The sequence below is a fragment of the Paenibacillus sp. 203 genome, from assembly GCF_037027525.1.
Lineage (GTDB): Bacteria > Bacillota > Bacilli > Paenibacillales > Paenibacillaceae > Paenibacillus > Paenibacillus polymyxa_B.
Genome location: NZ_JAXCHD010000006.1, coordinates 1 through 25601 on the forward strand (window position 1 = coordinate 1; position 25601 = coordinate 25601).

Below are 25601 nucleotides of genomic sequence, written 5' to 3' on the forward strand. Positions count from 1 at the left end.
TGTCACAGGTTCGAGTCCTGTTCGGGGAGCCATATGGAGAGGTGTCCGAGTTGGCCGAAGGAGCACGATTGGAAATCGTGTAGGCGCCAAAAGCGTCTCGAGGGTTCGAATCCCTCTCTCTCCGCCAGAATTATTTTATTGCATGGCCCGTTGGTCAAGGGGTTAAGACACCTCCCTTTCACGGAGGTAACAGGGGTTCGAATCCCCTACGGGTCATAAAAATATCATAAAAGGGCTTGCAATAAAAAGTTCATTATGGTATAATATGAGAAGTGCTTAATTGTGGAGGCTTAGCTCAGCTGGGAGAGCATCTGCCTTACAAGCAGAGGGTCGGGGGTTCGAGCCCCTCAGCCTCCACCATTTGAAAAATTAATATTTATTATTGTCGCGGGGTGGAGCAGTTCGGTAGCTCGTCGGGCTCATAACCCGAAGGTCGCAGGTTCAAATCCTGCCCCCGCAACCAATTAAAATTTATTGTGGAACTGTGGTGTAGAGGCCTAACATGCCTGCCTGTCACGCAGGAGATCGCGGGTTCGAATCCCGTCAGTTCCGCCATTAGTATTATAACGTGTAATGAAGAGCCTTATTCTAAGGCTCGGTAGCTCAGTCGGTAGAGCAGAGGACTGAAAATCCTCGTGTCGGCGGTTCGATTCCGTCCCGAGCCACTTTTAATTGAATATTTTATGTGCCGGTGTAGCTCAACTGGTAGAGCAACTGACTTGTAATCAGTAGGTTGGGGGTTCAAGTCCTCTCGCCGGCACCATTTTTGGAGGATTAGCGAAGTGGCCAAACGCATCAGACTGTAAATCTGCTCCCTTACGGGTTCGGTGGTTCGAATCCATCATCCTCCACCAGTTTTATAGGGGCATAGTTTAAAGGTAGAACAACGGTCTCCAAAACCGTTGGTGTGGGTTCAATTCCTGCTGCCCCTGCCAATCATTCATTACTTGCGGCGGTCGTGGCGAAGTGGTTAACGCACCGGACTGTGACTCCGGCATTCGTGGGTTCAAGCCCCATCGGCCGCCCTTTACTTATTGGGGATTAGCCAAGCGGTAAGGCAACGGACTTTGACTCCGTCATGCATAGGTTCAAATCCTATATCCCCAGCCATCTTTATGCGGACGTGGCTCAGCGGTAGAGCATCGCCTTGCCAAGGCGAGGGTCGCGGGTTCGATTCCCGTCGTCCGCTTTGTTATACTCTGGCGCCATAGCCAAGTGGTAAGGCAAAGCTCTGCAAAAGCTTTATTCCCCAGTTCAAATCTGGGTGGCGCCTCCATAATTAAATATGCCGGCGTGGCGGAATGGCAGACGCGCTCGACTCAAAATCGAGTGGGAAACCGTGGAGGTTCGAGTCCTCTCGCCGGTATTAACTAAAAGAGTTCATTAGAGATAGTCTCTAGTGGGCTTTTTTTATTTGAGCTTTAGTACCCCACTCATTGTTTGAGCTGAAGATACTTTCGAGTTGTATTCCAAATGCGAATAAATATTGGCTATTATTGCGTAATCACTGTGACCCGGCCATTCCTGAACTTCTTTCATGCTTACCCCTAATACATCTACATAAATATAATCCAGGTATTCAAGACAATAAGAATTGTCAGAAGATAAGCGATAGGATTCCTGTTATTCCTTCATACGGATCAGAAGCTCATAGAACGTGTCCACCAGTGGCAGTATACGGCGACTGGCTTTATTCTTGATTCGGTCCTTTTCAATTTCAATATATCTATCATTCAAATTGCCCGATGTGACGGTATGTTTAATATTAATAGTCCAATTCAATAAATCAATAGCCGACCAGTTTAATCCTACGACCTCGCTTCGGCTTAGCCCATAAAAGGCAGCCAGGATAACGGAAAGCTCAATTCTTTCGCCTCGGATTACTGCGAGGAGTTGATTCAGCTCCTCGGCATTGTAGAAGTTCACGTCGTAATTGTTCTTTTTTGGGCTTTCAACTAAGTCAGCGAGATTCGCCACAATCGGCTTTATTTTCACGGCATACTGAAGGGCTCTGCAAATGTTCGCGTGGTAATGAATAACGGTATTGGCGCTGACACCTTGCACATTCATTTCATGGGTATACAAGGTCTGAAAATCCTCTGTAGTTAAATCATCAAGCAATACATCCCTTCTTTCTCTCGGAAAAAGGATCTACGCGGCCTTTTACAATGTCGGAATAGGAGATATAGGAGATAAGCCCGATACTGTTTTTCATCATCTCTAGCCATTGAAGCATAAAGTCTCCGAACAGATGGAGTAGCCGCTTTTACTCTTACAGCATATCTTCGTTTTCAACCGCGAGTGCTTGTCCTTTCATATGATAATTCTTCCTGGCTTCCTGAAGCAAGATTTCGGCTCTTTTCTTGGTTCCTTTTATCTTAAGCCCCATTGGGATCCATTTTGGTTATCGTTTACCATTCTCATCTTTACAGTTAGGCTGATGTCCCGTTGCGCTTTCTCCTCTTCCAATAACTCCAGAGGGTGAACCCGATCCTTTTTCAAATACCGGTTGGGCTTCGGAATGGATTTGCTACAAAAGTGGTAGCTGAATCCGCCGATGGATTGCTTTAGCGCCCAGAAGGTGCATTTGATTTTGAATCGGGCGGTATAAAGTTCGATGATCTAGGTCGCCTCCAGTGTCAGATCGGTGCTGGCTAGAATGGAGCATCGCCTGTTCGGATTCACCAGCAAAAACTACAGTTTTTGGTATACTCTTTGGCCCCATAACATATCCAGACACAGGTAACTGACGGATTATTCATTGCCATACATGCTCACGATAGCGTACCCAAACGCGACGGTACGGCTTTAAAACAGCTCAGCCAAGCACCACCTTTGTCGTCTTTTTACGGTAGCGACCCCGGTCTGTGGCAGGTGTACCATGACGTTCATAGGCAACGGTATTGGACTTGGCTTCGGTTACCAGATCCATCCGGGTGCTGCCGAATGGGTTCCATTGTTCAACCCCCGCAAAGCAGGATTGATCAGAGTAGGCAAAACCATTTCCGGGACGTGCCCTAGTCAAAACACAGCATGAGGCCGATGACAATGACAACAAACCCATGAAAAGCGCCTCCAAAATTGCGTCACATTTAACACAATTGATATTGATTATCAATATCAATTGTGTTAATATGATTTTGTTCACTAGTGAACAAAAAATAATCTAATGGTGACACTGATCTTGGTCTGCAACTACTACAAGAGAGGGGAGATTGGGAAATTGGAGTTTCAAAATCATTTTAAAGGTCATCTTTACGAGCAATATATTAAAATGCTACATCTGAATGAGCTGTATACTGAACAAGAATTTAACTCGTTTCGGCAACAGGCCAGAAAGTACCAGATTGACATGCTCTCTAACAATATTACTAGTGTACACGTTATTGATTGCATTGGTGATTATGAACCGATAAATCATACCGGGATTGTGGAGAAGATGGGGTTGTCCAAAGCTAGCATTACTAAAATTAGTGCAAAGCTGCTGGAAATGGGCTTCATTATGAGAAGTCAACTGAACAGCAATCGTAAGGAGATATACTTTAGTTTAACGGATAAGGGAAGACACGTTTATCATTTGCATAAAGAACTGCACAAAGAAAAAGAAGAAAGGTTTTACCAATTCATTGAATCCTATTCAGAGGTTGAGCTGCAGACTATTGGAAAATTTATGAGTGATTTGGTGGCGCGTGCCGAAGAATACTCCGAAGGGAAGTTTACGATAAATGACGACATTAAAGATTGAGGAATTAAGATCCAAGATTGAAGGGAAAGAAATTTTAAAAGGGCTCACACTGGAGATTCATGGCGGAGAGATTCATGCGATTATGGGGCCTAATGGGACGGGAAAAAGTACATTGGCTTCAGCTTTAATGGGCCATCCCAAATATGAGGTTACTGGCGGTAAGGTGACATTGGACAATGAAGACCTTCTGGAGATGGAGGTGGATGAGCGTGCCCAGGCAGGCTTGTTCCTCGCTATGCAATACCCAAGTGAAATTGCTGGCGTGACCAACTCGGACTTTCTCAGAAGTGCCATCAATGCACGGCGTGAAGAAGGCGATGAGATATCCTTAATCCGTTTTATCCGTGAAATGGAGAGCAAAATGAAGGGGCTGGAGATGAACCCGGAATTTGTGCATCGTTATTTGAATGAGGGATTCTCTGGCGGTGAAAAAAAGCGGAATGAGATTTTGCAAATGATGCTACTTGAACCCAAGTTTGTGATCCTGGATGAAGTGGACTCAGGGCTTGATATTGATGCACTGCGTATTGTGGCCAATGGCGTAAATGAGATGCGCAGCCCGGATAGAGGCTTTTTAATCATCACCCATTATCAACGACTGTTGAATTATATTACCCCGGATTTTGTGCATGTCATGATGCAAGGCCGGATAGTTAAATCTGGCGGTCCGGAGCTTGCACACCGTTTGGAGGCTGAAGGGTACGATTGGGTGAAGGAGGAACTTGGAATTACGGATGAGACGGTAAGGGAAGCTTAAAAGCCGGAGAGGAGGAACAGCACGTGGATATACAAGCTAGAGTTTCAATGAATGTGGACGATTTACGCGCATGGTCAAGCGCTAAGGATGAACCCCGTTGGCTGATTGAACGCCGCGTTCACGCACTCGAACTGGCAGGGACGCTGGAGTTGCCTAAAGTGGAGAAAATCAATCTCGAAAAATGGGATATCTACGAAAGTGGAGATTACAAAGCTGAGAATGCGTGGTCTAGTTTGGAGGAAGCGCCGGAGGTTGTTCGAGGTTTGGTTGCTTCTCCGGTGAAAGGCGGACTAATCGTTCAGTTCAACTCGGATGTAGTGTATACGAAATTGTCCGAGAGCTTAGCCGCCCAGGGAGTCATTTTAACGGATCTGCATACTGCGGCAAAAGAGCATGAGGAGCTGGTTCAACGTTATCTCTTTCAGGCAGTAAAGCCAGAAGAACATCGTTTATCTGCTGCACACAGTGCCTTATGGAGTGGTGGCGTTTTTCTATATGTCCCAGACGGTGTAGAGGTTGAAGCACCTATTCAAGCTATCTTTCTTAACGATACAAGCGGTGTGTGTTTTGCTCCTCACGTCTTAATTGTGGCAGGGAGCAACAGCAAGATCACTTATGTGGATAATTGTGTATCGAGTGGTGATGATGTCAAGGTATTGCATAACGGTGTGACGGAGGTCTTCGCGGGGGCGGGCTCAAAGGTGCAAGTAGCTTCGGTTCATCAGCTTGCTGCAACTACAACAGATTTCACCCAGCGACGGGCGGTGGTTCTTGCTGATGGGGGTGTGGAATGGATTATCGGTGAGATGAACAATGGTTATACCGCCAGCGATACCAAGACTTTGCTACAAGGCAACGGGGCGGTCTCCGACAATAAGGTGATTGCTATTGGCACGAGCAATCAAAAATCGAGCTATACAACTCAAGCTCAGCATTTTGGCAGAAGCTCGGTAAGCCAGATGATTACGCGTGCAGTCATGCTTGAAGAAGCTACGGCCATTATCAACGGCATTACAAAGATTGAAAAAGGTGCAACCCATTGTGATGGTCAGCAAACAGAACGCGTGCTTATGCTAAGTCCTAAAGCTCGCGGCGATGCCAATCCGATCCTGCTGATAGATGAGGATGATGTAACCGCGGGTCATGCTGCATCCGTGGGGCAAGTAAATGCAGAGCAAATCTATTATCTGATGTCGCGCGGGATATCACGGAGTGAAGCCGAACATCTTGTTATTTTCGGATTTCTCGCTCCTGTCATTTCGGAGATCCCGCTGGAAGGTGTTCGCAGTCGCCTAAAAGATTTAGTGGAAAGCAAGCTCGGCAGATCATAGCAAATCAAAATGAATCTTGAAAGGTTAAAAAGGAGTGATACTAATGGCTAAAAAAGCACCAGATATGGGCGAATATAAATATGGGTTTCGCGACAAGCACCAGTCTATTTTTCAATCTGGAAAAGGTCTGACGGAAGAGATTGTCCGGGAAATTTCCCGGATCAAGGAAGAGCCGGAGTGGATGCTCAATTTTCGGTTGAAAGCTTTGAATCAATTCTACAAAATGCCGATGCCTGAATGGGGAGCGGATTTGACCGGGCTAAATCTTGATGACATCCAGTATTACGTTCGTCCTTCTGAAAAACAGGGAAAGACCTGGGAGGAGGTTCCTTCCGAGATCAAAGCAACCTTTGACAAGCTGGGAATCCCTGAAGCGGAGCAAAAGTTCCTGGCGGGCGTATCCGCTCAATATGAGTCGGAAGTAGTTTATCACAGCATGCGGAAAGAACTGGAGGATCAGGGCGTTATTTTCCTTGATACGGATAGTGCATTAAAGCAATACCCTGAAGTGTTTAGGCAACATTTTGGGACGATCATCCCTCCCGCCGACAATAAATTTGCGGCGCTTAATAGTGCGGTTTGGTCAGGCGGTAGCTTTGTATACATTCCGAAGGGTGTTCAGTGCAAGGTTCCTATACAAGGTTATTTCCGTATTAATTCTGAAAATATGGGTCAATTCGAGCGGACATTAATTATTGCCGAAGAGGGCAGCTTTGTCCATTATGTTGAAGGATGTACAGCACCTATTTATAGTACCAGTTCTCTGCATAGTGGAGTTATTGAAATTATTTGCCGGAAAGATTCCCGTGTCCGTTACACGACCATTCAGAATTGGGCTCCTAATATCTACAACTTGGTAACCCAAAGGGCTGTGGCAGAAGAAAATGCGACAATGGAATGGGTGGACGGCAACATCGGCTCCAAGGTAACAATGAAGTATCCGGCAGTATTATTGAAAGGACGGGGAGCCAAGGGGTCCATCCTGTCTATTGCCGTAGCCGGTAAAGATCAGCATCAAGATGCTGGCGCGAAGGTAATTCACCTTGCTCCCGAGACAACATCAACGATTATATCCAAATCCATCAGCAAGCAGGGCGGAAAAGTAAACTACCGAGGGTTGTCCAGCTTCAGCCGCGATTCCGCAGGGTCCAAGTCCAATATTAAGTGCGATACGTTGATATTGGACAACATGTCAACATCAGATACGATTCCGTACAATGAAATTAAAAACGATCAGATTACTTTGGAGCACGAGGCAACAGTATCCAAAGTGTCCGAGGAACAATTGTTTTACTTAATGAGCCGCGGGCTTACAGAACAAGATGCTACACAAATGATTGTAATGGGCTTTATTGAACCGTTTACCAAAGAATTGCCAATGGAATATGCCGTTGAAATGAATCGGTTGATTCAATTTGAGATGGAAGGGAGCATCGGTTGATTCATTAATTTAATAGATCAAACCTTTATCATTCTTTAAAGAAGTGCGAGGTGCGTGCTAGTAATGAAGAAAAATAATTCGGACGATTCAGAACTAGCTCAAATTGCCCGAGAGATACGAAAACTTCGGTTCTGCTTCTATATGCTGTCAGGATTGAGCGCAAGTTGTGGTGTGATGATACCTTTAGACTCTATTTATACGCTTATAAGGGAACTTTCGGATCAAGAGGTCACTCTTAGGCAAAAAGCAAAGGATCACTCAGACGATCTAGGGTGAAAAAAGGTCTGAATTGACGGTTGGTAAAACAATGGGAGGAGTTGACATAATGGATGAAAATGGAGTTTTATTCGATGAAGTATCGGAAATTCTTCTCAAACTACGTCCTTTCTTACTGCGTGACGGTGGAGATGCTGAACTGGTCGAGGTTGAGAACGGCATAGCAAAATTAAGATTTTTGGGAGCTTGCAATGGTTGCCCAAGTGCTACGATTACGTTAAAGGTTGCTATTGAGCGCGCAATTCTTGAGGAAATTGATGATATTAAAGAAGTTGTACAAGTATTCTAAAATTCTTACTTCATCAAACAAGGTGTTATCAAGATTGTATTCGACATCGAGTGGGAAACCGTGGAGGTTCGAGTCCTCTCGCCGGTATACACAAAAGGGTGATAAAATGCTTAAAGGCATTTTATCATCCTTTTTATTATATATTCATGATTTTGGCAACAAGGTTAACATGGATTTGACCAGATCTTTGATCTTATAGTAAGATGGTGGTACTGAAAAAACATTTTCAGTTTATTAAGTACGAGAGAAATGAGGACGAATATGCAGGAAAGAATTTTGGAGGCTTTTGTAGATGAAGTTCATGAAAATGGATTGAAATTTACTATGGATGATCTTGCGAAAAGACTCGCTATTAGTAAGCGTACATTGTATGAAAATTTTTCGTCTAAGACGCTTATTTTAGAAACACTTATTGAGCGTACAAATGATGATATGATTCGAAAAACTGAGCAGATTATCGAAAATAATGAGTTATCTTTGTTAGACAAGATTAAGCAGTCGATTAGGGTCATGCCTCTGTATTATAAGTTTTACGATTTAAGAATATTGGACCAGATGAAAAAGTATTATCCTGAGCAATGGAAAAGGGTACATGCCGATTTAAATGACTGGTCTCCGATTAGAACATTAATTCAGGAAGGCATCCGAGAAGGAATTATTGTGAACAAAAATGAGGCTCTGATCATGAAGCTTATTATTGAATCTGTAAATTTAACGCTTGATCAGCGTTTCTTTCTGGATAACAGTGTGACGGTAGAGGAAGCAACTTATTCTATTGTAGATATTTTGTTGTTCGGATTGGTCGAAAAATAAAAAATAGCCTCATCAATATGCTGCATATTTGAAGAGGCCATTTTTTTATATGAAAACTAAGAAAACAATTTTAGTTTCAATTGTTTTTGAAAAAGAATAATGAAGTTTACCTAATGTTGAATAAAGAGATACGGAAAAGGAAGGGTGGAAATATGTCTATACTCACAAGAAATCGAGGAGCAATGCTGTTATTGATGCTTAACATTTTTTTGGCATTCATGGGGATTGGATTGGTTGTCCCTGTGTTACCTAAGTTTATAAGTGAGCTAGGGATGACTGGTTCCTCGATGGGACTGATGGTAGCAGCTTTTGCGTTGACACAGCTTTTGTTATCACCATTGTCAGGAAAGTTGTCTGATCGTTATGGACGTAAAAAGTTAATTGTTTCTGGGATGTTCATCTTCATGTTATCAGAGCTTGTTTTTGGACTGGCGAATTCCATTCCTACCCTGTTCATAGCACGAATCATGGGTGGAGCAGGGGCAGCGTTACTTACTCCTTCTATTATGGCCTATGTTGCTGACGTGACCTCGTTTGAGGAAAGAGGCAAGGGAATGGGAATGATCAATGCAGCGATCAACACAGGCTTCATAATCGGGCCAGGGATTGGCGGATTGCTTGCCACATATGGAATACGCATTCCCTTTTTTGCGGCAGCAGGAGCTGCGGGAATAGCAGCTATCTTGTCTCTGTTAGTACTGCCTGAGTCTTTAAGCAAGGAAAAGCAACAATATAATAGAGAGCTTCCACGTCAAAAAGAAAATCTTTTGCAGCAATTTGCCAAGTCATATCAATCTCCATATTTCATGGGTTTACTCATTGTATTTGTCGTTGCTTTTGGGTTAGCGAACTTTGAAACAGTATTTGGACTGTTTGTTGACCATAAATATGGTTTTACACCGATGGATATTGCCATCATCATAACGACAGGCTCCATTTTGGGAGCAGTTGTCCAAGCGACTATATTTGGATGGATCATTAATCGTTTTGGAGAGAAAAAAATAATTCACCTCTGTTTGGCTATTGGGGGCCTGTTCATTTTTCTAACCCTATTTGCTGAACAGTACGTGATGATTATGCTGACGACCTTCATCATTTTTCTGGCTATGGATATCCTTCGTCCGGCAGTAAGCACTTCTCTATCGCGGCAGGCTGGAGATGAGCAAGGCTTTGTGGCAGGCATGAACTCGTCCTATACCAGCTTGGGTAATGTGATTGGACCGCTTGTTGCGGGATTGCTATTCGATGTTCATATTAATCTGCCTTATATGGTTGCAGCTATAGCGTTACTGGCTTGTCTCGTCCTTTCACTACGTTCCAAGCAAGCGGGTGAGCAACACTCGATAGCCCATGCAGCAGAACAGCATAGAGGAGGATAGCCGCAGGTCTATACTCATCCCCGACTTAGGTCTAGGTTCAAAAACCGTCTGGGGTCCGTTTTGTCAAACGCTTGTTCAGCGTACAATAAGGACATAAGCAAGACACAGTGAAAGGCGGTGAGAGATGATGAGAGTTAACAAAGGGAATGGGTTAGCCATTGTACTGATCGTGTTGGGTTCGATTATGCTGCTCGGTAAGTTTACTCCGTTTTTCGGTCACTTTTTAGGACATCTGATTGGTTACTTAATTCCGATAGCTATGGTCATGCTAGGCTACTACGGTGTGAAAAAAGGAAATGCGCTCTTCGGCTGGATCGTACTTGTACTTGGGGTACTGATTTTGCTTGGCAAACTGTCCTGGCTTCTGGGACCGCTACTGGCAATCGGGTTAATCATATTTGGTGTTTCCCTGCTGAGTGACCGCAGAAGACGTTACTGATTTTAGCAGTTTGGCGAATGAAGAAAGATTACAGCAAGAAGTGATAATTATGGGGATACGAATTGTGAAAGGAGCAGATGCAAATGAGTGTTTTTCGAAGAATGCGCGATATCACGGTAGCGACCTTCAATGAGCATTTGGAACAAAGTCAAGACCCAGTGCAACTGATTGACCAGTTCTTGTATAATACCCGCCAGGAAATTGCCGAAGCGGAAAAACTCCATCAACAGTATGCGATGCATACAAGACAGATGAAGCAGCAGTTGGATCATGCATTGTCCATGCAGACCAAACGGGAGGAACAGGCGCTACTGGCTTTGAAGGCTGATGAAGAACATATCGCGAAGCTGGCCCTTCAGGAGAAAATGCTATATGCAGAAAAAGAAGAGCAGTATAGAGAACTGTGGGAGCAGAGCCGTGAATCACTACGTGAGCTGGAACAACAGCTAGATACATTAAAGACAGAATATCAAACGGTACACAGCAAGCGTCAGTATTATGCGGCACGTGTACAAACGTTGAGACTCCAGCAGCAAATGAACGAACGGGCTGGTACATACGGTGGACGGAATGTTCCCCGAATGTTCAACCGCTTGGAAGACCGGGTAGCCGATATGGAAGCAGAAACGATGAGTCTGCGTGATTTACGTCGGAGTGAGGGCGACCATGCACAGGATGCCCAAGGCGGTGGATCGCTGCTCGAACAAGAGTGGGCGAGACTGAAAAGCAAGCTGAACAACAGCGGGAAGGAGTAATTTGATAATGACCCGAATTTACAGATCAAGCCGGGATAGAGTAATAACAGGTGTATGTGGCGGTCTTTCTGACGCAACAGGAATGGACTCAACATGGATTCGTATTCTGGTTGTGATCAGTTTCTTTATTACAGCAGGAACCACATTTATGATTTATGTGATTGCGGCCCTAGTTATCTCCAAGGAGCCGAGATCTCCTTTCGATGGAGGATTTGGCCCTGACAGCGGTCCCTACAATCAACAGGATCCACGCTATTATGGCAGTAACAATACAAGATCGCAGTATGGGCAGGGAACTGGTTACAACCAGGGCGGTGCATATGGAAATTCGAACCCGTTTTTTGGTCAAGATGCCCGCAACTCATCTAAATTTAACACAGGTCAGAACAGTGACCTGGATTCCATGATGGAAGATATCGAGAAAAAGGCAATGAAAAAAGAATTGGCAGAGTTACGCAAAAAAGTAGAGCAATTTGAGAAGGGAGATCGTAAATAATGGGGATCTTTAAAAGAATGAAGGATATGACAAGAGCATCGGTGAATGAAGTGTTGGATAAAGTGGAAGATCCGATTATTATGTTGAATCAATATCTGCGCGATATGGAGGCGGAAATTCACGAGGCTGAGGTAACGGTTGCCAAGCAAATGGCGAATGAACGACGTATGAAACAGCGTTTGGAGGAAGCGGTACGTGTATCCAATGAGCGTGAGAAACAAGCTGAATTCGCATTACGAAATGGTCAGGAAGAAGTAGCGCGCAAGCTGTTGGGAGAGAAGATTTATTTTGTGCAGAAGCAGGACGAATACCGCGACTTGCATACACAAGCTGAGCTTCAAGCAAAAGAATTGGTACAGCAGCTTCACGACATGAAAGATGAATTCTATAAAATGCGCAACAAGCGCAATGAGTTGGTATCCCGTGCTCAAATGGCGAAAGCCAAAAAGCAAATGTCTCAAATCAATAGTTTGCACACGATTGAAAGTGGGTCTGCTTCATTGGGCTTCCACCGTATGGAAGAAAAAATCATGCAAATGGAAGCTGAAGCTGACGTACTGCGTGCTCCTTACCGTCAAGCTCCAGGAGAAGCATATGTTAATCCGGCTGAGGCTGAAAAACAGTTTAAAGTGGATGAGCAGCTTCAACAGCTTAAGTCCAAAATTCAGACAGGTGCTAAACCAGTCGATATGAAGAAGGACTGACTACTCGGAAACAAGACATTATGATATGCTGTATGGAATGGACATTGGTCGATGATCGTGCCTAATCTGTATGGTTCAGGAAAGCCATATGGCGGAATGTTGCGCCACTATGGCTTTTCCGTCCTGTATAAACAAAAAGGGGGTGCAGCATGGAGAGAAGAAAATCAGCCTTGGCACTGGCAGGGATTGGCATCGGGATTATCATTTTATTCGGTCAGTGGATTGGGTTCCTCTCCGTGGTTGCACTGATCCTAATGTTGGCCGGAATATATAAGATCCGCAATTCCAAAATCAAAAAGGGCTACACGATGCTCGCGATTGGTGCTGGATTGTTAGTGCTGGATCATTTGTTCCTGTTTGTTGTAGTTACACTAGCATCATTAGCTGTATTCTATTCACGTTCAAGGAAGCTGCATAAAGGTCAAAGCTCCATATTCAAGCACAATTTTATATCCAATCATAAATGGGATGAAGTGCCTTGGAGCCTGCGCAGCACAAGCATATGGCATGTGGTGGGGGACGTGGATGCCGACCTGACGTTGGCTCTCCCAGAGGAACGTGAGCCCGTCATATTTTTGCAGGGGATCTTCGGTGACATTGACATCACCCTACCGGATAATTACGGTGTAGAGGTGGAGATGTTCATATTGTTCGGACAGATTCAGTTTGACCGGGATCATGAGGCGGGGATGCTCAATCGACTGGTTTGGAAGTCTCCCCATTTTGAGCAGAGTGAGTATAAAGTGAAGTTTGTCGTTTCGTACTTGGCGGGCGATGTCCGCGTCCGATTTTATTGAATCAGGAGGAGCCGGGATGAATCATAAAAAAACGTCCAACATGGTAACCCGCAGTATGGGTGAAGGTATCCTCCTGTGTGTTGTTGTGGGCGTAGTTGTCTTTTATATGCTGTATACATATGGATATGTGAAGTCGTTCCCAACCTGGGGAATGATATTGAAAGTTGCAGGAGCCGTTATACTGGTGTTGATTGGTACAGGGGCAATGTACGGATTTTATGAAAGCTACCGCTTTAAAAGCAGACTGGAAATGTTGAGAGAGACGTTGCTGATGTGGGAAAAGGGAACGCCTGCACGTGAGTTGCCACCCCTAGGGCATGATGAGCTTGGCAGGTTGGGAGAGCAGCTGGAACGGATTGGGCGTAAATGGCAGGAACAAGTTACGTCTTTACAACGCTTATCCACGGATAATGCTCAGCTGGCAGAACAGGCACGGATGACTGCGATTGTGGAGGAGCGACAGCGGCTGGCCAGAGAGTTGCATGACGCCGTATCACAGCAATTATTTGCTATTTCAATGACGGCGACGGCTGTGGGGAGGACGCTGGATAAGGATTTTGATAAAGCGCAGCGGCAAGTTGCGCTAATTGAAGAAATGTCTTCCGTGGCACAATCCGAAATGCGGGCGTTACTACTTCATCTGCGGCCTGTCTATCTGGAAGGGAAACGGCTTGAGCAGGGTTTGCGTGATTTGGTACAAGAGTTGCAGGCAAAGGTACCGATGGAGATTGATTTTGAGATTGAAAGCGGAGTACAGTTGGTTAAAGGCATTGAGAACCACTTGTTTCGTATTGTTCAGGAAGCGATGTCTAATACATTGCGCCATGCCAAAGCAACCCGCATGGAAATTCGTATCGTGCAACGCCCGGATTCTATCAGGCTGACGATTCGGGACAACGGTATTGGTTTTGAACTGGATGAGAAAAAGCAGACTTCATATGGATTATCCACAATGCAGGAGCGGGTCAGTGAGATTGGGGGAGCTATTCAGTATATAACGGCTCCGGGAAAAGGAACACGGATCGAGGTGTCCGTGCCAGTTATTAATGATGAAAGCGGAAGGAACGATGATCATGGAAACGGAATTACCGATTAGCGTACTGCTGGTAGACGACCATGAAATGGTACGGATTGGTCTTGCGGCGGTGCTGGGGACGGAAGAAGGTATTGAAGTGGTCGGCGAGGCCGGAAGCGGAGAAGAAGGCATACGGTTGGCTTCTGAATACAAGCCAAATGTGATTTTAATGGATCTGGTCATGGATGGCATGGATGGCATCGAAACGACACGCCAAGTAACTCGCCTGCTTCCAGAGACCAAGGTGATTGTGCTGACGAGTTATTTGGACGATGAGAAAATGTATCCGGTCATTGAGGCAGGGGCATTCAGCTACTTGCTCAAAACGTCTCGTGCTTCCGAGATAGCGGATGCGATCCGTGCAGCTGCACGTGGACAGTCCGTACTAGAGTCACAGGTGGCCTCTAAGATGATGAATCGATTCCGCCAACCACAGGCTGAGGCACCCGCGCATACGGAGCTGACTGATCGTGAGATGGAGGTGCTTCGCCTGTTGGCACAAGGGAAGTCTAACCAGGATATCGCAGATGAGCTGATTATCGGGATTAAGACGGTAAAATTCCATGTCACGAACCTTCTCGCTAAATTAGGAGTGGAAGACCGTACACAGGCGGCGATCTATGCCTATAAGAACGGATTAGCAGAGTAGAAGTAGAATAAACGAATACAAAGAACCGGAGACGACAATAGTCCTCCGGTTTTTTTGTGTTCCATAACAAGTTGTTTAGATCAGGAGGAATAAAAAGGCGATTAAAGCCAGATCTAATGCAAGCCCTGCCCCGTATCCATATCCGCCGTACCCACCGCGATAGCCTGTTCTGCCATTTCCATAATTACTATAGCCATTTCCAGCAAATCCGCCTGCGTCATAAGGAAAGGATGGACTCAGAGGTGCGTTGGGCGGCTTAATTAAGGCATTTAGTTTGGCCGAGGTACGAGCTTTGTTTTTAGGATTCTTTTTTTTCTTTTTAGAGGAAACCTTTTTCGGGGATTGTTTTCCTTTGTTACTGTAGCTCCCGGCATAGAGACTGCCAGGAAAAGAAGGTGGATATCCGTTCAACATCAGCTTGCCTTTGCTACACCCACTTAAGATGCCGATGTGTCGTGTACCATCACGCATAACGGCACAGACCAGACGTCCACCATGAGGTGCCACATTGGCTTCATTTACAGGATAAATCGGAAACATGATTTCACCTCTTTTGGTGTAAGATGCATTGTGATCATAGTCTATTCTTACGGTGCCTACGATGTATGGTCGAACACCCAGTAGGCAGATGAATATTTTAGAAGGGCTTGGCCGTAGTGCTGTGTGTATAAAACCTCTGACAATGGGAATGCTATTGATAGATTCATAGATTTCAATCCAGCCGAAAAAGAAAGTATCCAGAGCGTAGGTGTGGGAATCGGATGGTTGTGGAGCGGGGGGAACGATAATGTTAAAATCAGAGCTGATTAAAAAGGGGATTATTGCAATTTTGGTATTAGGAACGGTGCTGGTACTAGCTGGCTGGCGTTACGGAACCTTTCAGACAAACCGAAATGACTCCCGCGAGGCAGAAACGGCTTTACGCTCATTGTTAATCATCTCGGATCAGACCCCGGGTACGTTGGATAAGCTGGTTGTGAAGTGGCAAGGCGATTGGATTTCTAACCATGAAGAGCCAGCAGATGTGGCGGCACAGATAGCTGATCAGCTGAATATACCCACAGTAAACAAACTCGTAGAAAATGGACACACGGTTTATCGTTCTGTTCGTGATAGTGAGGATCTGAGAATCCGCTTAAATGTGATGGAACGTCAAACTGGACAATGGTATGTAGTTGTTCAACTGGAGAGCAATGATGCAGGACGTGAGCGGTTGATTCAGCTTCATAAGCTTTGTGCTGAGCAATTAAAGTCTATGGGAATTCAAGCACAGTGGAACACGGCCCTTCAGCGTTCGCTGCATACAGAGGAATCCAAAGATCAACTGTTGAAACTGACAGAGGCGAGCTTAGCATGGAATATCTCGATGCAGGCCAAAGAAAGATATACGGATGCGACTACTGTGGCTATATCCTATGAAGCTCCAGAGCTGCCGTTAATGATTCAAAGCGGTGAGCATCAGGTCCGGATGCAGATGGCTGTACATGAAGATAGGGAGCAGCAGGATACACGTATAACACTCGGTTTCCCGCTCATCACGATTGAATACTGACTTATAAGGTAAATTTATGATTCATCGGATAGCTTATCCATGTAGGATATGATAAAATATCATCAAATCTTTAGTTCCATGTTTTTCGAAAATCAAGTATGATCTTGTATAAATATACACAATACTACATGCAGATTTCGGGGATTGTGGATTGCGGAATCTTGACATGGGAAGAATGAGGTACTTCATGGCTGACATACCTGTTAAAGAATCTGTTGTGACGCAAGGCGCAGTTCTGTTTATTTTTGGCGCTACGGGCGATTTGGCTCGTCGCAAGCTTTTTCCTGCTATTTACAGCTTGTACCGCGAAGGCAAGCTTGCTGACGATTTTGCCGTTATTGGTGTAGCAAGGCGTCCTCGCACAGAGGAAGAATTCCGTAATGACCTGTACGCTTCCATACAGGAGTTTAGTCGCTACAAAGCAGAAAATGATCAAGAATGGCAGGCATTTGCCGAGCATTTTGAATATAAATCGCTGGATATCAACAATGTCGAAGGGTTCCATGAGCTGAGACAGCAGACGGAGTCTATAGAAAGCAAGTTTAACATACCGGGAAATCGGTTGTTTTATTTGGCCTTGGCTCCTGAGTTATTCGGAAGCGTGTCGAAGAGTTTGAAAGATGGCGGCATGATGGATGGAAAGGGCTGGAATCGCCTGGTGATTGAGAAGCCATTCGGTTATAACCTCGAATCTGCACAAGAATTGAACGTTGAAATACGAGAAGTATTTGCCGAAGAAGAAATTTATCGGATTGATCACTATCTTGGCAAGGAAATGGTACAAAATATTGAGGTGATCCGCTTCGCGAATGCCTTCTTTGAACCACTGTGGAATAATAAGCATATTGCCAATGTGCAAATTACGCTTAGTGAAACGGTAGGGGTGGAGGAACGCGGAGGTTACTACGATCATTCCGGCGCCTTGCGGGATATGGGACAGAACCATATGTTGCAAATGCTAACGATGATTGCGATGGAGCCACCTAGTCGTTTGTTGCCTGAGGATATCCGTGATGAAAAGGTAAAAGTGTTGCGTTCGCTGCGCCCTTTTGAAACGTCTGAGGATGTGAAAACCAATGTGGTGCGTGGTCAATACACCGAAGGCAGTTATCGCGGTCAGCAGTTGCCGGGGTATCGCCAAGAAGACAAGGTTGATCCACAATCGAACACAGAGACTTATTTTGCTTCACGCGTGTTTGTTGATAATTTCCGTTGGTCTGGCGTACCGTTCTATATCCGTACGGGCAAACGTCTCCCTGTAAAAACAACGGAGATTGTTGTGGAATTTAAGAGCATGCCAACGAACGTGTACCTCGGTCAAAAGCATAAGCTGGAACCGAACTTGCTCGTGATTCGGGTCAATCCAATGGAGGGCATTTACATTAAAATCAATGCCAAGAAACCCGGTTCGGAATCAGATATTGAGCCACTGGCTATGGATTTTTGCCAAAGCTGTATGGTGGGTATCAACTCACCGGAGGCTTATGAACGGTTGCTGATGGATGCAATTGAGGGTGATTCGACGTACTTCACGCGTTGGGATGAGGTTGCCACGGCATGGGGATTCGTCGATCGAATCGCCAAAGCATGGCAGCAGACCCCGGATACGCTGGAAACCTATGCTGCAGGTTCATGGGGACCGGAAGGTGCTCACAAGCTATTGGAGCAGGATGGCTTCAAGTGGTGGCCGGTTAGCGGTCAGGATGAAGATAATGTCATCTGGCGAGTAGGCGGCGTTCAGTAATCCCGATTTGTCCTGCATCCCCCTATGTCCTGTTCAGGACGTAAGGGGATGCTTTGCGTTCGGAGTGTGCTATAATAGCTTAGTCTCAGGTTTTCAGTTTGCAACTGATTATAAGTTAAAGGCAGGCTAAAACATGTAAATAGATCGTATTTTTAATGAATATGGTAACGGAGTACGCCGAATACTGGAGCTAACGGCAATATAGCCGATAGAGCCGATGAACTTATGAAAACAGGCGTGCATCATGGCCTTTTTATGAATAGCTTGAGCAGTAATGCAATGGATTTGATCATGAAGGGATATGTGAAATGAGTAAAACAACAGATATACTTCAACAGGAAGTCGACAAACGGCGTACGTTTGCGATTATTTCTCACCCGGATGCGGGTAAAACGACACTGACGGAAAAGCTGCTGCTGTTCGGGGGCGCGATTCGTCTTGCGGGTTCAGTTAAAGCGCGTAAAGCAAGCAAACACGCTACGAGTGACTGGATGGAGATTGAAAAACAGCGGGGGATCTCTGTAACATCCTCAGTAATGCAATTTGATTATAATGGTCACCGCATCAACATTCTGGACACCCCAGGTCACCAGGATTTCAGTGAAGACACGTATCGTACATTAACAGCAGCAGATAGTGCAGTCATGCTGATTGACGTGGCGAAAGGTGTGGAAGCACAAACGATTAAACTGTTTCAGGTTTGTGCGAAGCGTGGAATTCCGATTTTCACCTTCATTAATAAACTGGATCGTGAGGGACGCAGTCCTTTTGATCTAATGGAGGAGCTGGAGCAGGTGCTTGGCATCCGTTCGGTGCCTATGAATTGGCCGATTGGTACAGGCCGTGAGCTGTGTGGTGTCTATGACCGTGTCAAAAATCAGGTCGAGCTGTTTCAGGGAGATGACCATTCCACGATCAAAGTACAGAAAGTGGAAGATTACAATGATCCGATCATTCGTGAGATGGCGGGCGAATATCTGCATGACCAATTATGTCAGGACTTGGAGTTGCTTGACGTTGCGGGTGACCCTTTTGACATGGAGAAAGTACAGCGCGGAGAATTGACACCTGTATTCTTCGGCAGTGCGATTAATAATTTTGGTGTACAAACATTTTTGGAAAACTTCCTTCAGCTTGCTCCTAAACCGGAGCCGCGCCGTAGTACAGCTGGGGAAATTGAGCCAACAAACGAAAAGTTTACCGGCTATGTATTTAAAATTCAAGCAAACATGAACCCGGCTCACCGTGACCGTATTGCATTTTTGCGTATTGTCTCCGGTAAGTTTCAACGCGGGATGAGTGTTAAGCATGTACGGATGGGCAAGGAAATTAAGCTGTCCCAGCCACAACAGTTCCTGGCACAGGACCGTGATATTGTCGAGGAGGCTTTTCCTGGCGATATTATAGGATTGTTTGACCCGGGTATTTTCCGTATTGGTGATTCACTCAGCCAAGGTAGTGAGGTTGTGTTTGATGAATTGCCGACCTTCTCGCCTGAGATTTTTGCCAAGGTAACGGTGAAAAATGCCTTGAAGCACAAACAGTATCTGAAGGGTATTGATCAGTTGACCGAGGAAGGTATGATTCAGGTGTTCCGTACGGTAAGCTTTGACGATACGCTATTGGGTGTTGTCGGTCAACTGCAATTTGAAGTATTTGAGTACCGAATGAAGGGTGAATATGGCGTTGATGTACAGCTTCAGCGTATGCCATTCCAATTTGCACGTTGGATTGTGGATGATCAGATTGACCCAAGCAAGTTCCGTATTAACTCTACGCTGGTAAAGGATAAGAAAGGCAATTATGTCGCCTTGTTCGAAAACGAGTATGCGATGCGTACGGCTATGGAGAAAAATCCGACAGCTAAGTTCTTAGAAATGGCTCCATAAGATTGAATAAGCAGAACAGTTTGATCTCAGTCATTTAGTGTATACCACGAATAGTCCACTCGATGTTAATGCGAGTGGACTATTCTCATTTTCGAATACCGGTAAAATAATGAGCACAATTAAATCGGAACCAAATGTTAAATAGCTAGAGCTAGGTTAAGGGTACGGGTTTGATTTTATCGATTTGTTCATGTGCCAAATGGACGAAATCGTGCTGCTGGTTTGGACTCATATGCTTCCAAGCAATTTCAAGAATGACACCCAACCCAGGCAAAGCGGCCTCCGGTCCGTCCACTGACCCAATAATCATGTCCGTAAGATCAGCTTCTGATTTGCCGTGTACTTTGTGAACAATTGCTTGTCGTAAATCCATTGTAATGGGCATGTGTACCTCCCGTATGTTGTAGTAGTGGTCGAATGTATTATGGCTTGGGCTGTTGTCCAGTATACATGGAGAAGCATTTGGCATAAGTATGTCAAAATTTATGTTTGTAGCATGATATGCTATACTATGACGGACAGTATGGTGATCGGGAGGTAAAGAAGGAATGGCAAAAAAACAGTATGCGGTCATTGGTATGGGCCGTTTTGGTTCCAGTGTTGCCAGTGCGCTGAGTGAGATGGGTTTTGATGTGCTGGCTATTGACTCGGACGAGCAGCGTACACAGGAAATGTCGAATATTGTGACGCATGCGGTGTCTGCCGACTCGACGGATGAGGAAGCGCTGCGAGCGCTGGGTATCCGTAATTTTGACGTAATCGTGGTTGCGATTGGTGAAGATATACAGGCCAGTATTCTGACAACATTGATTCTCAAGGACATGGGCGTACTCGCTCTTGTGGTCAAGGCACAAAATGAACTGCATGGGAAAGTGCTGCAAAAGATAGGTGCGGATAAAGTCGTTTATCCTGAACGGGATATGGGGTTGCGGGTAGCCCATCATTTGACATCTCCCAACATTTTGGATTATATCGAGCTGTCCAAGGACTACAGTATTTTGGAGATGAGAGCTGCCGATTCCATGATTGGCAAAAACCTGAAGGAGCTCGACATACGCGCACGCTTCGGCTGTAATGTGATGGCGATTCGCAGAAATCAGGAAATGAACATTTCACCTTATGCCGAAGATCGTCTGGAGTCGGGTGATGTGCTGGTCATTGTAGGCCACAAGGATGATCTGACCAAGCTGGAGCTGGCTTTTGCAGCCTAATGAGGCTTGGTGTTAAAGCAAAAGTGATACATCATTTATGTTTAAAGAAAAGGACCAAAGAAACGGAAGGTTAAACGAATGGAAATCATTTCACCGAATAATGCGCGTGTAAAAGAGTGGGCGCAACTGCTCGAGAAAAAGCATCGCACACGGCAGCATAAATATATTGTCGAAGGTATTCATTTGGTGCAGGAAGCGCTGCGTTCGGACGTGGCTGTCGAAACCGTCGCCTATGATTTGGACAAGGGCATTCCCGCCGAGCTGAATGGCCTTGATCAAGCCGACCAGCCGGTGGAATGGGTTCCCGTGTCAGCGGCGGTCATTGCAAAATGCACCGATACGAAGACGCCGCAGTCGGTCTTTGCCATCGTGCGTAAGGAGGAGCGCAGTGCATTCCCGGCATTGCTGGAGCAGCCGGATGCACTGGTGATGGTGCTGGACGGGGTGCAGGACCCCGGCAATGTAGGCACTATCATCCGCAGCGCGGACGCTGCTGGAGCCGCAGGCGTAATATTGGGTCATGGCTGCGCCGACCTGTACAATCCCAAAACGATCCGCTCCACGATGGGATCGTTGTTTCACCTGCCGGTGATTGAAGGCAGCCTGGAGGAGCTTTTACCGCAGGCCAAAAGTAAAGGTGCCCGCTTGCTCAGCACCTCGCTGGATGCGAGCTTGTCATGCTATACCATAGATTTGCGCGCTTCCACTTGGCTTGTGATCGGAAACGAAGGCCAAGGTATTTCTGCTGCTACCGCGCGCATGGTGGATGAGTCGGTATTCATTCCGATGCAGGGGCAAGCGGAATCACTAAACGCAGCGATGGCTTCTACAGTGCTATTATTTGAGGCGATGAGACAACGAAACTAAGAGAAGAACACGGGTGCATGTGTGTGGGTTATAACATCAATTGAGACAATTTATAATACTAAATGAGACTGTTTATATCATCTAAATGAGACAGTCAATATCCCCGAAAACCCAGTGAAAACGGGAATAAAGACTAAGTAAAATCAAAATTATCTGTTAAGATTGATCTAAATTATCTTATTTTATGGTGAAAAAGGACAGCCATTTTTTATAACAAGAAGTGAGACAAACATTATCTAAGGGAAAATTACCTTTGCTCGGCTATAATAAAATTTATATACATTCTTACCTACAGGACAATTTAATATCTAAAGTAAACAGTCTCGATGAAAGCTCTTTATTTCGGGGCTGTTTTTACGTTATGGATGGCAGGTGAAATGATAACCCATTTTTGGGAAAGTGTTACCCTCATTCAAATCTCTTTCTGCTTTTTGGAAGATACATCCGTCGATACTCAGACAAAGTTTGTCTTTAGCTTTTGAGGATATTTAGATAATTAGCAAACCTGTTTTTAGATTGTATTTGTTAAGCTAGGATGAAAAAGTACCCATCTGTTATTTCATTTTGTTTATTAATTTCTGAGAAATATTATATTGATGTAAATTGTCTATTTCGTTTGATATACGGGTATACTGATGATGAAAATAAAAAGGGAGGAGATTAAGATTAATTATAAAGATATATATAATTTACATATTCAGCTTCTTGATGTATATGAGAGGAACCAAAAGGATCGCCACCCTTATCAAAAGGATATTAATTTTTATAATCGACAGCTCAACTTTTTCAGTGAAAATATTGTACAAAAGATTTTTGTTTTAAACCAACTAATAAAAATTTATGAGAAGAATAGAGAGCCTCAAATTAAGTGGTGCTCAGAGATTTATTATTCAAAAAAACATAAGGATATTGAAAAAATAACAGATTGAAAGATGGTAAGTCCAGTGAGTGGTATCATTTCATCGTAATTGAAATGTGATTCTACATGAAATAAACAGACAAGCCAAAGGAAAATATTCAAGAAAGCAAGATCACAGATGAGTTCCCAGTTTGGGATCGATTGTGTGATTTTTCTTTTGTTTCACGAATAAACCCTAACTAAATAATGAATTTACAGCTTCATAATGTTCGAATATGAGGACTATTATAAAAATTTACAATAAAAGTTACCAATACCAGTATGCGAAATTGCTGCCTAAGACTGTATGCTTCTAAAAGAGCAGAATGAGGATGATTCACCTGGGTTATTAATTACGGATAACATGTTTGGGGAAATGTCGGGGCCGGAATTGATTGAACCACTCTTCGTTGCACTTGAGTTGCTCAAAGTTCAAGGGATTACATTATGTCCGCCGAACATCAAGCTGGACCTTACCAGCAAATTTAATACCGTATATAGCCTCGACATTGAAGCTAAGAACGGAGTGAACAGTATTACCAGCAAGGTACAGAAATATCAGATAAAGTATTTACATTCTCGTTCAGCAATCAGCCAAGCGAAAATGGAACAACAGCTCGACGTGGATGAAAGTGTTTCGTAGTAGAGCCATCCGTCACAGCTAAAGACAATTGATTTTAATATAAGATCGAAATTGATATGAAGACACGAACTGGTTCAGGTCAAAGGAATCTACACTCGGAAGTTTATTTGTCCTAGGATGAAAAAGTTTAAACTTTACTTAACCTAACTTTTTCAAAATGAAATCAATATGTGGACTCCCCTCGCCTCCATCGATCAAATCCACAACTTGTAGCTTAAAGATGACTTCTACGTGTTCTTTGTAGACGATCACCTTTTCTACATAGCTGCCGATGAACTTCTTGATCTCAGGAAGGTTCCGGCTGGTGATGTGGTCCTGAAAGCCAGAAAGCAGTTGTCGCAGAGCATCCTCTGTGATGGCTGCTTTTTCTTTTACCTGCTGAGCCTCAAGCAGTTTCGTTTCTAGCTCAATCTTTTGCTGTTCCAGTGAGGACAACTTTTCAAGAATGGTAGGATTGTTCAGACCGCCAGCCACCGCATTTACAATGTTATCAATCTGGCGCTCCACACCTTCCAGACTCTTGGTCAGGCGTTGTTGATCGGCTTTCACATTTGTTTGCTTGGATTTCTGGTAATCATTAAGCTGTTTAGCCAGAACAGGGATAGCTTCATCGTTAAAAATCTTCTCTTGGGAGCTGGGCTAGTACATAGGCTTCAATATATTCGCGGCGCAGCTCAGGGTTTTTACATGCCTTTGTCCGATCACGGTTGCCGCAACGGTAGGTGACATATTTCAGTTTGCTTCTACCACTGTATTTGGTATTGCCCATCATGGCATACTGAATACCTACGTTTTTTAAACATTCCCCACAAACAATGAGTCCGCTAAGCAGGTACATTTCTTTTGCCTTGTAAGCACCAGGCTGACGTTTGTTTTGATTCATCTTTTCCTGTGCTTTCTGGAAATCTTCCTTGGTTACAAGTTGTGGCATACCACCTTCGACACGAATTACGTCTTCACTATTTTTATGCCGATTGCCGTTTCGTTTACCAGCCGCATCCTTGCTATCGGTGAGGTTGAAAATGTAAGTGCCTGTATACTTTTCATTGCGAAGAATGGTACCTAAGGTTCCTTTGCTGATCGGTTTCCCATAACGTGATGTGTAGCCTTGCTCCGTCAGTTCCCGAATGATCTGATTATAGCCGTGGCCAGCGAGGAACATAGAAAAAACAGTTTCGACGATGCCGCGTTCCTCTTCATTAATGATGTACTTTTTTGTTACAGGATCTACAGCATAGCCGATGGGAGGTAAGCCGCCTGTATGTTTACATTGGTATGCTGTTTCTTTCATCCCCTTCATGACCTCACGGGCCAAGTTTTTGGAATAGTACTCAGCCATACCTTCCAGCAAAGATTCCATAATGACACTTTCGGGAGAGCCATCTAGGTTTTCGGTGACGCTGTACAGTTTAATACCGTTCAATTTCAGTTTGCGTTTGTATTTAGCACTGTCGTATTTATCCCGGCTAAAACGATCCAGCTTATGAACGATGAGCACATCAAAAAGGCCTTTTTCACTATCGACAATCATTTGCTGGAACTGTGGGCGTTTGTCTGTGGTGGCGCTTTTGGCGCGGTCGATATAGATTTTAACGAGTTCAAAGCCTTTTTGTTTGCAGTAGGCTTCAATGGCTCGAACCTGAGCGTCGATGGATTCATCCCGTTGGTTGTCACTGGAAAAGCGAGCGTAAGCTGCGGCGCGTTGAATAGTCATTGGTATGATTACCCCTTTCAATGTAGGCGAATGATGATGGTGATGAATCTGATATAGCCCCTCTGTAAAAAGGAGAGGCCACAGATTGATATAGCGAAAAAAAGCGTTAAAGTATTAAAGTGTATGGATGTGTTCGC

26 protein-coding genes, 14 tRNA genes and 1 pseudogene are annotated in these 25601 nt (G+C 44.6%); 35 read left to right on the plus strand and 6 right to left on the minus strand.

The genetic code is table 11. The features are described from left to right. The first annotated feature begins 35 nt into the window (after window positions 1–35). The 14 genes from WA407_RS14800 (at window position 36) to WA407_RS14865 (ending at window position 1366) form a co-directional block, all read left to right on the plus strand. Window positions 36–127 (plus strand) — tRNA-Ser (locus WA407_RS14800). 17 nt (window positions 128–144) lie between these two features. Next, a tRNA-Glu gene (locus WA407_RS14805) sits at window positions 145–216 on the plus strand. A 68-nt stretch (window positions 217–284) separates the two neighbouring features. After that, window positions 285–360, plus strand: a tRNA-Val gene (locus WA407_RS14810). Between the two features lie 26 nt (window positions 361–386). Beyond that, window positions 387–463 (plus strand) — tRNA-Met (locus WA407_RS14815). A 15-nt stretch (window positions 464–478) separates the two neighbouring features. Next, window positions 479–555, plus strand: a tRNA-Asp gene (locus WA407_RS14820). Window positions 556–592: 37 nt separating this feature from the next. After that, a tRNA-Phe gene (locus WA407_RS14825) sits at window positions 593–665 on the plus strand. Window positions 666–687: 22 nt separating this feature from the next. Further along, window positions 688–763, plus strand: a tRNA-Thr gene (locus tag WA407_RS14830). Window positions 764–768: 5 nt separating this feature from the next. Beyond that, window positions 769–854 (plus strand) — tRNA-Tyr (locus WA407_RS14835). A 7-nt stretch (window positions 855–861) separates the two neighbouring features. Next, window positions 862–935, plus strand: a tRNA-Trp gene (locus WA407_RS14840). A gap of 17 nt (window positions 936–952) precedes the next feature. Beyond that, a tRNA-His gene (locus WA407_RS14845) sits at window positions 953–1025 on the plus strand. Window positions 1026–1035: 10 nt separating this feature from the next. After that, window positions 1036–1110 (plus strand) — tRNA-Gln (locus WA407_RS14850). A 7-nt stretch (window positions 1111–1117) separates the two neighbouring features. Next, a tRNA-Gly gene (locus WA407_RS14855) sits at window positions 1118–1189 on the plus strand. Between the two features lie 12 nt (window positions 1190–1201). Continuing rightward, window positions 1202–1276: transfer RNA gene (locus tag WA407_RS14860), tRNA-Cys, on the plus strand. 11 nt (window positions 1277–1287) lie between these two features. Next, window positions 1288–1366, plus strand: a tRNA-Leu gene (locus WA407_RS14865). Between the two features lie 257 nt (window positions 1367–1623). Here the strand turns inward: WA407_RS14865 and WA407_RS14870 are convergent. Continuing rightward, on the minus strand, window positions 1624–2121 hold the full coding sequence (locus WA407_RS14870) for a tyrosine-type recombinase/integrase (RefSeq protein WP_231109440.1): 498 nt from the start codon (window positions 2119–2121) through the stop codon (window positions 1624–1626). Between the two features lie 697 nt (window positions 2122–2818). Next, a complete protein-coding gene (locus WA407_RS14875; RefSeq protein ID WP_336077665.1) occupies window positions 2819–3064 on the minus strand; it encodes a hypothetical protein in 246 nt (81 codons plus the stop codon). A 159-nt stretch (window positions 3065–3223) separates the two neighbouring features. Here WA407_RS14875 and WA407_RS14880 point away from each other — a divergent pair, with 159 nt between their 5' ends. From WA407_RS14880 to WA407_RS14945, 14 genes are all read left to right on the plus strand, one after another. Then, window positions 3224–3745 carry a MarR family transcriptional regulator gene (locus tag WA407_RS14880; RefSeq protein ID WP_023990248.1) on the plus strand — a complete coding sequence of 174 codons (522 nt, stop codon included), beginning with the start codon at window positions 3224–3226 and terminating at the stop codon, window positions 3743–3745. Next, window positions 3726–4502, plus strand: coding sequence for a Fe-S cluster assembly ATPase SufC (sufC, locus tag WA407_RS14885; protein ID WP_023990247.1), 777 nt, complete (start codon window positions 3726–3728; stop codon window positions 4500–4502). Before WA407_RS14880 ends, sufC begins: the two co-directional genes overlap by 20 nt. Before the next feature lie 23 nt (window positions 4503–4525). Further along, entirely contained in the window at window positions 4526–5833 is a 1308-nt protein-coding gene (gene sufD / locus WA407_RS14890) for a Fe-S cluster assembly protein SufD (protein WP_442952036.1), read from the plus strand. 43 nt (window positions 5834–5876) lie between these two features. Continuing rightward, the gene (gene sufB, locus WA407_RS14895; protein WP_336077666.1) at window positions 5877–7274 is read left to right on the plus strand and encodes a Fe-S cluster assembly protein SufB; all 1398 of its coding nucleotides are present in this window, start codon (window positions 5877–5879) and stop codon (window positions 7272–7274) included. Window positions 7275–7599: 325 nt separating this feature from the next. Next, window positions 7600–7839, plus strand: a complete 240-nt coding sequence (locus WA407_RS14900) for a NifU family protein (RefSeq protein WP_336077667.1) — start codon at window positions 7600–7602, stop codon at window positions 7837–7839. A gap of 261 nt (window positions 7840–8100) precedes the next feature. Continuing rightward, window positions 8101–8652 carry a TetR/AcrR family transcriptional regulator gene (locus tag WA407_RS14905; protein WP_039272741.1) on the plus strand — a complete coding sequence of 184 codons (552 nt, stop codon included), beginning with the start codon at window positions 8101–8103 and terminating at the stop codon, window positions 8650–8652. A gap of 113 nt (window positions 8653–8765) precedes the next feature. Continuing rightward, on the plus strand, window positions 8766–10031 hold the full coding sequence (locus WA407_RS14910) for an MFS transporter (RefSeq protein ID WP_336077668.1): 1266 nt from the start codon (window positions 8766–8768) through the stop codon (window positions 10029–10031). A 127-nt stretch (window positions 10032–10158) separates the two neighbouring features. Next, complete coding sequence (locus WA407_RS14915) at window positions 10159–10470, plus strand: LiaF transmembrane domain-containing protein (protein ID WP_013311898.1); 312 nt, start codon at window positions 10159–10161, stop codon at window positions 10468–10470. A gap of 83 nt (window positions 10471–10553) precedes the next feature. Continuing rightward, a complete protein-coding gene (locus WA407_RS14920) occupies window positions 10554–11225 on the plus strand; it encodes a PspA/IM30 family protein (protein WP_061829900.1) in 672 nt (223 codons plus the stop codon). Between the two features lie 7 nt (window positions 11226–11232). Continuing rightward, window positions 11233–11721, plus strand: coding sequence for a PspC domain-containing protein (locus WA407_RS14925; protein WP_013311896.1), 489 nt, complete (start codon window positions 11233–11235; stop codon window positions 11719–11721). After that, window positions 11721–12425, plus strand: a complete 705-nt coding sequence (locus tag WA407_RS14930) for a PspA/IM30 family protein (protein WP_336077669.1) — start codon at window positions 11721–11723, stop codon at window positions 12423–12425. The genes WA407_RS14925 and WA407_RS14930 overlap by 1 nt, the downstream gene beginning before the upstream one ends. A 149-nt stretch (window positions 12426–12574) precedes the next feature. Beyond that, the gene (gene liaF / locus WA407_RS14935; protein WP_061829897.1) at window positions 12575–13222 is read left to right on the plus strand and encodes a cell wall-active antibiotics response protein LiaF; all 648 of its coding nucleotides are present in this window, start codon (window positions 12575–12577) and stop codon (window positions 13220–13222) included. Between the two features lie 16 nt (window positions 13223–13238). Then, a complete protein-coding gene (locus WA407_RS14940) occupies window positions 13239–14318 on the plus strand; it encodes a sensor histidine kinase (protein WP_023990236.1) in 1080 nt (359 codons plus the stop codon). Further along, window positions 14296–14946 (plus strand): response regulator, encoded by a 651-nt coding sequence (locus WA407_RS14945; protein WP_013372995.1) that lies wholly within the window; start codon window positions 14296–14298, stop codon window positions 14944–14946. The genes WA407_RS14940 and WA407_RS14945 overlap by 23 nt, the downstream gene beginning before the upstream one ends. A 75-nt stretch (window positions 14947–15021) precedes the next feature. Here WA407_RS14945 and WA407_RS14950 read toward each other — a convergent pair whose 3' ends face one another. Next, entirely contained in the window at window positions 15022–15486 is a 465-nt protein-coding gene (locus tag WA407_RS14950) for a hypothetical protein (RefSeq protein WP_336077670.1), read from the minus strand. Between the two features lie 247 nt (window positions 15487–15733). Here WA407_RS14950 and WA407_RS14955 point away from each other — a divergent pair, with 247 nt between their 5' ends. From WA407_RS14955 to WA407_RS14965, 3 genes are all read left to right on the plus strand, one after another. Next, window positions 15734–16498 carry a YwmB family TATA-box binding protein gene (locus WA407_RS14955; protein ID WP_336077671.1) on the plus strand — a complete coding sequence of 255 codons (765 nt, stop codon included), beginning with the start codon at window positions 15734–15736 and terminating at the stop codon, window positions 16496–16498. A gap of 187 nt (window positions 16499–16685) precedes the next feature. After that, window positions 16686–18242, plus strand: coding sequence for a glucose-6-phosphate dehydrogenase (zwf, locus tag WA407_RS14960; RefSeq protein WP_069290361.1), 1557 nt, complete (start codon window positions 16686–16688; stop codon window positions 18240–18242). Between the two features lie 308 nt (window positions 18243–18550). Next, window positions 18551–20131, plus strand: coding sequence for a peptide chain release factor 3 (locus tag WA407_RS14965; protein WP_013311888.1), 1581 nt, complete (start codon window positions 18551–18553; stop codon window positions 20129–20131). Window positions 20132–20282: 151 nt separating this feature from the next. Here the strand turns inward: WA407_RS14965 and WA407_RS14970 are convergent, their stop codons facing one another. After that, window positions 20283–20516: a small acid-soluble spore protein SspI gene (locus WA407_RS14970; RefSeq protein WP_016819939.1), complete on the minus strand. Its 234-nt coding sequence runs from the start codon at window positions 20514–20516 to the stop codon at window positions 20283–20285. 160 nt (window positions 20517–20676) lie between these two features. Between WA407_RS14970 and WA407_RS14975 the strand changes: the two are divergent. From WA407_RS14975 to WA407_RS14990, 4 genes and pseudogenes are all read left to right on the plus strand, one after another. Next, window positions 20677–21342: pseudogene (locus WA407_RS14975) on the plus strand (potassium channel family protein); the annotation flags it as partial. A 78-nt stretch (window positions 21343–21420) separates the two neighbouring features. Continuing rightward, window positions 21421–22209 carry a TrmH family RNA methyltransferase gene (locus WA407_RS14980; RefSeq protein ID WP_061829893.1) on the plus strand — a complete coding sequence of 263 codons (789 nt, stop codon included), beginning with the start codon at window positions 21421–21423 and terminating at the stop codon, window positions 22207–22209. A gap of 635 nt (window positions 22210–22844) precedes the next feature. Then, a complete protein-coding gene (locus tag WA407_RS14985; protein ID WP_209940431.1) occupies window positions 22845–23138 on the plus strand; it encodes a hypothetical protein in 294 nt (97 codons plus the stop codon). 276 nt (window positions 23139–23414) lie between these two features. Continuing rightward, window positions 23415–23750, plus strand: coding sequence for a hypothetical protein (locus WA407_RS14990; protein ID WP_209940430.1), 336 nt, complete (start codon window positions 23415–23417; stop codon window positions 23748–23750). A gap of 138 nt (window positions 23751–23888) precedes the next feature. Here the strand turns inward: WA407_RS14990 and WA407_RS14995 are convergent, their stop codons facing one another. Next, on the minus strand, window positions 23889–24299 hold the full coding sequence (locus tag WA407_RS14995; RefSeq protein WP_336077672.1) for a hypothetical protein: 411 nt from the start codon (window positions 24297–24299) through the stop codon (window positions 23889–23891). A 64-nt stretch (window positions 24300–24363) separates the two neighbouring features. Beyond that, complete coding sequence (locus tag WA407_RS15000; protein WP_336077673.1) at window positions 24364–25464, minus strand: recombinase family protein; 1101 nt, start codon at window positions 25462–25464, stop codon at window positions 24364–24366. Window positions 25465–25601 lie beyond the last annotated feature (137 nt).

Bases quoted from the DNA above. Each gene is read 5' to 3' on its own strand.
- WA407_RS14875 (WP_336077665.1), bottom strand. From the start codon at position 3,064: ATGGGTTTGTTGTCATTGTCATCGGCCTCATGCTGTGTTTTGACTAGG.
- sufC (WP_023990247.1), top strand. From the start codon at position 3,726: ATGACGACATTAAAGATTGAGGAATTAAGATCCAAGATTGAAGGGAAA.
- sufB (WP_336077666.1), top strand. From the start codon at position 5,877: ATGGCTAAAAAAGCACCAGATATGGGCGAATATAAATATGGGTTTCGC.
- WA407_RS14900 (WP_336077667.1), top strand. From the start codon at position 7,600: ATGGATGAAAATGGAGTTTTATTCGATGAAGTATCGGAAATTCTTCTC.
- WA407_RS14905 (WP_039272741.1), top strand. From the start codon at position 8,101: ATGCAGGAAAGAATTTTGGAGGCTTTTGTAGATGAAGTTCATGAAAAT.
- WA407_RS14910 (WP_336077668.1), top strand. From the start codon at position 8,766: ATGTTGAATAAAGAGATACGGAAAAGGAAGGGTGGAAATATGTCTATA.
- WA407_RS14915 (WP_013311898.1), top strand. From the start codon at position 10,159: ATGAGAGTTAACAAAGGGAATGGGTTAGCCATTGTACTGATCGTGTTG.
- WA407_RS14920 (WP_061829900.1), top strand. From the start codon at position 10,554: ATGAGTGTTTTTCGAAGAATGCGCGATATCACGGTAGCGACCTTCAAT.
- WA407_RS14925 (WP_013311896.1), top strand. From the start codon at position 11,233: ATGACCCGAATTTACAGATCAAGCCGGGATAGAGTAATAACAGGTGTA.
- WA407_RS14930 (WP_336077669.1), top strand. From the start codon at position 11,721: ATGGGGATCTTTAAAAGAATGAAGGATATGACAAGAGCATCGGTGAAT.
- liaF (WP_061829897.1), top strand. From the start codon at position 12,575: ATGGAGAGAAGAAAATCAGCCTTGGCACTGGCAGGGATTGGCATCGGG.
- WA407_RS14940 (WP_023990236.1), top strand. From the start codon at position 13,239: ATGAATCATAAAAAAACGTCCAACATGGTAACCCGCAGTATGGGTGAA.
- WA407_RS14945 (WP_013372995.1), top strand. From the start codon at position 14,296: ATGGAAACGGAATTACCGATTAGCGTACTGCTGGTAGACGACCATGAA.
- WA407_RS14950 (WP_336077670.1), bottom strand. From the start codon at position 15,486: ATGTTTCCGATTTATCCTGTAAATGAAGCCAATGTGGCACCTCATGGT.
- WA407_RS14955 (WP_336077671.1), top strand. From the start codon at position 15,734: ATGTTAAAATCAGAGCTGATTAAAAAGGGGATTATTGCAATTTTGGTA.
- zwf (WP_069290361.1), top strand. From the start codon at position 16,686: ATGGCTGACATACCTGTTAAAGAATCTGTTGTGACGCAAGGCGCAGTT.
- WA407_RS14965 (WP_013311888.1), top strand. From the start codon at position 18,551: ATGAGTAAAACAACAGATATACTTCAACAGGAAGTCGACAAACGGCGT.
- WA407_RS14970 (WP_016819939.1), bottom strand. From the start codon at position 20,516: ATGCCCATTACAATGGATTTACGACAAGCAATTGTTCACAAAGTACAC.
- WA407_RS14980 (WP_061829893.1), top strand. From the start codon at position 21,421: ATGGAAATCATTTCACCGAATAATGCGCGTGTAAAAGAGTGGGCGCAA.
- WA407_RS14985 (WP_209940431.1), top strand. From the start codon at position 22,845: ATGATGAAAATAAAAAGGGAGGAGATTAAGATTAATTATAAAGATATA.
- WA407_RS14990 (WP_209940430.1), top strand. From the start codon at position 23,415: ATGCTTCTAAAAGAGCAGAATGAGGATGATTCACCTGGGTTATTAATT.
- WA407_RS15000 (WP_336077673.1), bottom strand. From the start codon at position 25,464: ATGACTATTCAACGCGCCGCAGCTTACGCTCGCTTTTCCAGTGACAAC.